At 71.4% G+C, this 4186-nt stretch carries 5 protein-coding genes; 1 reads left to right on the top strand and 4 read right to left on the bottom strand.

Going from position 1 to position 4186, the window contains the following annotated elements; all coding sequences use genetic code 11:
* Together QR77_RS29000 and QR77_RS28995 are read right to left on the bottom strand one after the other, a co-directional pair.
* Positions 1 to 1158, bottom strand: a 1158-nt coding sequence (locus QR77_RS29000) for a serine/threonine-protein kinase (RefSeq protein ID WP_160310960.1), incomplete at its 3' end; no start/stop codon positions are given.
* Between the two features lie 222 nt (positions 1159 to 1380).
* Positions 1381 to 1599, bottom strand: coding sequence for an EF-hand domain-containing protein (locus QR77_RS28995; RefSeq protein ID WP_040024976.1), 219 nt, complete (start codon positions 1597 to 1599; stop codon positions 1381 to 1383).
* Positions 1600 to 1717: 118 nt separating this feature from the next.
* On the opposite strand from QR77_RS28995, the gene QR77_RS28990 reads away from it, so the two are divergent.
* Entirely contained in the window at positions 1718 to 2284 is a 567-nt protein-coding gene (locus QR77_RS28990) for a hypothetical protein (protein WP_040024975.1), read from the top strand.
* Between the two features lie 28 nt (positions 2285 to 2312).
* Here QR77_RS28990 and QR77_RS28985 read toward each other — a convergent pair whose 3' ends face one another.
* The gene (locus QR77_RS28985; RefSeq protein ID WP_040024974.1) at positions 2313 to 2960 is read right to left on the bottom strand and encodes an ADP-ribosyltransferase; all 648 of its coding nucleotides are present in this window, start codon (positions 2958 to 2960) and stop codon (positions 2313 to 2315) included.
* Positions 2961 to 3095: 135 nt separating this feature from the next.
* Positions 3096 to 4186 (bottom strand): YncE family protein (locus QR77_RS28980; protein WP_063798094.1); only part of this gene is annotated, 1091 nt, incomplete at its 5' end.

Here is a 4186-nt window from a genome sequence, read left to right as displayed (position 1 = left end):
CGATGTGTGCGCGGGCCGCGGCGCCTGGCGTACCGGTGACGACCGCTTGGTGGCCGGGGGCTGCCCCTCCTCGCTGGGGGACGGCGAGGACAGGCCGACGACCGCCGCCACCGCGACCGCGGCCAGCGCGGAGCCGGCGACGACGTACGCGCGGCGCGGACGCCACCCCGCCCGGGCCGGCTGTTCTCCCCCGTGCCCCGCCGGCTGTTCTGTCGTACGTCCTGCCGGCTGCTCCGTCGTACGTCCCGCCGCATGTCCTGGAAGCGTGAGTCCTGGGAGCGTGAGTGACGGGAGCGGGCCGAGTGTCTTCCTGAGCGGCGCCTGCGCCGGCGCCGGCGCCGTCATCGTATCGCTCGCCTCGGGCAGGTACAGGAACTCGGCCGCCTGCTCCGCCGTCGGACGCACTCCGGGGTCCTTCGCCAGCAGGCTCAGGATGAAGTCGTCGAGCACCTCCGGCAGGTCAGCGCGGTGCAGGCTCGGCCGCTCGGGTATGGCGTCGACGTGCTGGTACACCACGCCTGCCTGGGAGTCCGCGCGGAACGGCGGGTGGCCGACGAGCAGTTCGTACAGCACGCAGCCCAGGGCGTACATGTCGGCGGGGAGCCCCGCCGGGCGTCCCAGGGCCCGTTCGGGTGCCAGGTAGGAGCTGGTGCCGATGATCTGGCCGGCGGCGGTCGGTCCGCCCGCCGACTGGTCGGCGAAGCGGGCGATACCGAAGTCACCTATCTTGACGGCGCCGTCGGCCGCCAGCAGCAGATTCGCCGGTTTGACGTCCCGGTGGATCACGCCGTGCCGGTGCGCTGCCGCGAGTCCCGCCGCGGTCTGCCCGCCGGCCTTCACGGCGCGCCTGGTCGAGAAAGGCCCGTGCTCCGCGAGTTCGTCGGCCAGGTTGCGCCCTTCGAGCAGCTCCATCACCAGATAGAGACGGTCCTCGTAGGAGCCGATGTCGTACACGGAGACCACATGCGGGTCGCTCAGCCGTGCCGCCGTCCTGGCCTCCAGCTCGAATCGCTCGGTGTCGGCCGCCTCCGCGCCCCGGTCCAGCAGCAGCTTGACCGCCACCGGCCTGCCGAGGGCCTCGTCGACCCCCCGCCAGACCTCGCCCATCCCGCCCCGCCCGAGGCGCTCGCCTATCCGGTACCGCCCGGCCACCAGCATCACGACCACCTCCGCCGGTCCCCGGCAGGGGACTGCGCGCTCAGGCGCCGAGGGCGCGCGGTCCGGTGCGGCAGTCGCGAAGGGGAGGGCATGTCCCCTCGTGTGCCCCGTGCCGGTGCACTCAGGCATGCGCGGAAGGCCTGAAAGGCCGAAAGCCCGAGCCGGGGCCCTTCAAGGGCCCCGGCTCGGGCGCGCGTCCGCCCCCGTACAGGGCGGCGGGTGTCAGTCCTTCTTGCCGCGCGAGGCCAGGAACTCGTCGAAGTCGAGCAGACCGTCGCCGTTGCCGTCGTGGGCGTTTATCACGGCCTGCGCCACGGACTCCGTCACATAGTGGTCGCCGAGCTGCGCCATCGCGCTCTTGTACTCGGCCGCCGTGATGAGCCCGTCCCCGTCCGCGTCGAACCGGTCGAACGCCTTGCGCACGTCGTCGATGTCCGCCACTGTTTCCGCCCCTTCTAGGTGCCGTGTTGACCGGGTCAGATTATCCGGTCGCACTCCCCCCGAGCACGGCCCACCACGGGACAGAACCCGTACGGGTAAGCGCGAGTGAGGACGGCGGATGAGCGACGCGGTGGCACGGATCCTGGCGGCGGCCGCGCGCGGGGACTTCCCGCCGGCGGACGGTACGGTCACGGTGCTCCCCCAGCCGGGCGTGCGCGACGCCGGGGTTCTCGCGTTCACCGCGCACACCGTGGTGTTCACCGACGAGGACCCCGCGTGGGTACGGGCGACACTCGGCGCCGTCACCTCCGACGTACTCGCGGCGCCGATGAACCCGGCCTTCCTCACCGCGCTCATGGCCCGCACCGGCCGGAGGATGAACACCATCGACCTGCTCACGGCCGCCCCCGCGCTGCCCGGCGCGCCCGGCATCGCGCTGCGGGAGATCCACGATCAGGACCATCCCCGGGTGGCGCGCGCCGTCAAGTTCCGTGACGACGTCCGGGTATGGGCCGCCGACGGGGGCCTCGTCGTCCTCGGCCGCGGGGTCGCCGGGCGCTGGGAGGCGGCCATCGAGGTGGACGAGGCGGCGCAGCAGTCGCCGGGGAACGCCCGCGGTGTGCGGACGTTCCAGGCGGCGGGCTACCGGCCGGTGGGCTCGGAGGCCCTGCTGGTGGCGGACTGACCCCGGTGCGCCGGGGCCTGTGGCTGCGTCAGTTGCGCCACGGTACGTAGTTCGGGTTGTCGACGCACTCCGACATGTCCTCGGTCTTCTTCACCGTGTCGACCGGGCAGGCGCCGACGATGTATTTGCTCGCGATGCCCCCGGGGAAGGCGACCTCCTGCTGGGAGGCGTACTTGTGGGTGGCGCCGATCGTCTTGTTGACGTCGACACCGGCCGGGGCGTCGATGTAGTAGTTGAAGCCGCTCTTCCACTGCTTGTACAGGTCGTGGTCGTAGCTGGTGGAGACGTACGGCGACGGCTGGTTCTTCAGCACGTACTTCTCGATGTCGTACTGGCCGTCCAGCGTCGCCTTGGGGTGGAAGCCCTCCTTGAAGATGAGTTCGGGCGCGCGGTTGTCGGCGCGGTAGAGCTGGCCGCAGGAGACGCGCCAGGAGGGCTTCGGGGTGATCCGCTCCACCTGTACCCGGCGGTCGGCGGCGGCGAACAGCTCGTCGGCGACGATCGGGCAGGAGGGGGCGGCAGCGAGGGCCACCGCGGGAGCGGCGTGCGCGGGGGACGACGCCGGGACGGCTCGCGCGGGGGACGGTGCGGCCTCGGTGGCCGATGCCGGGACCAGGAGGGCGGTCACGGACAGGGTGACGGCTGCGGCGCGGCGCCGCGAACGAGAAGTGATCATGGCGAGCAGCTTCCCGTCCGGGCGGCCGCGGACCGGGGACCGTCACTCTCCGGTGGGCGTGTCGCCGGGCCAACAGGCATCGTTGACGGGTGAGTTGGCGGCGGGCCGGTCCGAGACGCCGGGCCGGCCGGGCACTCAGCGGAAGATGCCCGTGTGGCCCAGTGAGTAGCGGCCCGGCTGCGGGTAGACCGCGAGGCCGTGCGGGCCGCCGCCGACCGGGATGCGGGCGAGCTGTTTGCCGCTCGCGGTGTCGATCGCGTACACCTCGGAGTCGTAACGCCCGGCCAGCCAGAGGACCTTGCCGTCGGTCGAGACGCCGCCCATGTCGGGGCTGCCGCCGTCCGGCAGCCGCCACTTCTTGGTCAGCTTGCCCGCGGGGAAGTCGAAGACGGAGATGGTGCCCTCACCCCGGTTGGAGATGTACATCTCCTTGGAGTCCCGGCTGATGTAGAGGCCGTGGGCGCCCTTGCCGGTCGGCAGCAGCCGGGGGGTGCTGAACTTCGCGCCGTCCAGCACCCACATGCCGTCCGCCATCATGTCGGCGATGTAGAAGGTCTTGCCGTCCGGCGAGATTTTCACGTCCTGCGGCATCGCCCCCTTGAAGGGCAGCTTCTGCTGTTTGACGACCGCCATCTTCGCCGTGTCGACCTTGAGGAGTTCGCCGGAGAACTCGCAGGACACGATGAAGTACCGCCCGTCGGCGGAGAAGTCGGTGTGGTTGACGCCGTAGCAGCTCACCGGTTCGGTCTTCAGGACCTTCATGGTGTGCGGATCGCGGAAGACCAGCTCGCGGTCGAGGGAGGCCATCACGATCGCGTACTTGCCGTTGGGCGTGAAGTAGAGGTTGTACGGGTCGTGCACGTCGACGGGCTTGCCCGCCTTGCCGGTTGCCGGGTTGATCGGGGTCAGCGAGTTGCCCCGGTCGTTGTTGACCCACAGGGTCTTGAGGTCCCAGGAGGGCACGACGTGCTGCGGCTGGCGGCCGACCGGGATGGTCTCGATGACCTTGTACGTGGCGGGGTCGATGACCGAGACCGTGTCGGAGTTGGTGTTGGGGACGTAGATCCGGTTGGGGAAGCGCTTCACGACGGGCGAGAGCTTGCCCGCGTGGTCGGCCGCGTACACGTCCTTCGGGTCGAGCACGGGCGGCATCCCGGGGAGGCCGGCGGGCAGGGCCTTCGCCGGTACCGGACTGTGCCGGCCGGCCGGTGAGGCGGACGGGTGGC

Origin of the sequence: Streptomyces sp. 150FB, assembly GCF_000818195.1 — a bacterium.
GTDB lineage: Bacteria > Actinomycetota > Actinomycetes > Streptomycetales > Streptomycetaceae > Streptomyces.
The sequence above is the reverse complement of the archived record's forward strand: the minus strand, read 5'-3'. Positions and strand labels throughout refer to the sequence as shown.

What these genes read in the sequence shown, in the direction of transcription:
- QR77_RS28985 (WP_040024974.1), bottom strand. Translation starts at nt 2,960, where the DNA reads ATGATCACTTCTCGTTCGCGGCGCCGCGCCGCAGCCGTCACCCTGTCC.
- QR77_RS28990 (WP_040024975.1), top strand. Translation starts at nt 1,718, where the DNA reads ATGAGCGACGCGGTGGCACGGATCCTGGCGGCGGCCGCGCGCGGGGAC.